The 964-nt window shown below is 56.5% G+C and carries 1 protein-coding gene and 1 pseudogene; both read left to right on the forward strand.

Translation table 11 applies throughout. The annotated features are described in order from the left end of the window. Positions 1-221 (forward strand): hypothetical protein (locus AB4Y35_RS42095; protein WP_368692984.1); only part of this gene is annotated, 221 nt, incomplete at its 5' end. Between the two features lie 625 nt (positions 222-846). Then, positions 847-964 (forward strand): annotated as a pseudogene (locus AB4Y35_RS42100) (IS630 family transposase); the annotation flags it as partial.

Genomic DNA, 964 nt, shown 5'->3' on the forward strand with positions numbered 1-964 from the left:
TCTCGGAAAACGAAGATCATCATGCTTCAAAGGCCGGACGACCAACCTGCCAGCAGGCGCTTACGGCTGATACGCTCAACGCGAAAAAAGATCAGCGCTCTGAAAGCGTGTTGTGCAGACCTTCCCTTGATCTTACGGCGTTTCTCGAACTACTTCTGGCTTTCGCCGGAATATCTATTGGTGCCCAGGAGAGGACTCGAAGTTCGCATTCAGTGCATTGACTTGATGCTTTTTTTCTGAATATGGCTCCATCAATGTACTCATTGACGTGCTCGTCTGCTGCTGACTACAAAAAGCACGCCGTTTGTCGCGCTAGAGCAACAACCATCTGACACTACGCCGATCCGGTGACACCGCGTAGCCACCATCGCGGCTTTCCTCTGCCTTCTGCAAGTGCCCGTGCGTGCTGGTGACGGAGCAACGGGCGAAAGCGGATAGACCACATCTTCATCAGTTTGTCGGGACAGTTTCGGCCAACTTGTCGTGCTGTGGCGCGAGCTGCGGGCCGTCAACTACTTTGGCCGCCCGCCGCCGCTCGGCTTGGGGTAATTGACTCACGCCGCGCGCGCTTGTCGTCGTCCGCGCTGCGACGCCGGTAGCTTCACAAGTTCAGTTCGAAGATCGTTGAGTGATGGGGCCAGGCGATCAATGGCGGCCACCATCAACGATGGATCGGGGAACACGTCGCGCCGTCAGGTGGTCAGCGACAGCGTGGTGCCAGCGATGTCGAGGATCAGCTTCTCTTCGGCGCGGTGGATCTGTCGCACCAAGCGATTCAGGCGTTTCGTGAACGCTTTGTAGTGCTAGTCCAGTGAACCAATGAAATTGCACTGCCCATAATGGTGCATGGGCAAAATGAATCTGAGTGAAACCGAGCGCGAAGAACTGATGTCGATGCAGCGCAGCCGCACAATGGCCGTTGGCGAGGTGAGGCGTGCACGGTTGATCCTGCTGCTCGACGAAG

This window comes from Paraburkholderia sp. EG286A (assembly GCF_040965375.1).
Lineage (GTDB): Bacteria > Pseudomonadota > Gammaproteobacteria > Burkholderiales > Burkholderiaceae > Paraburkholderia.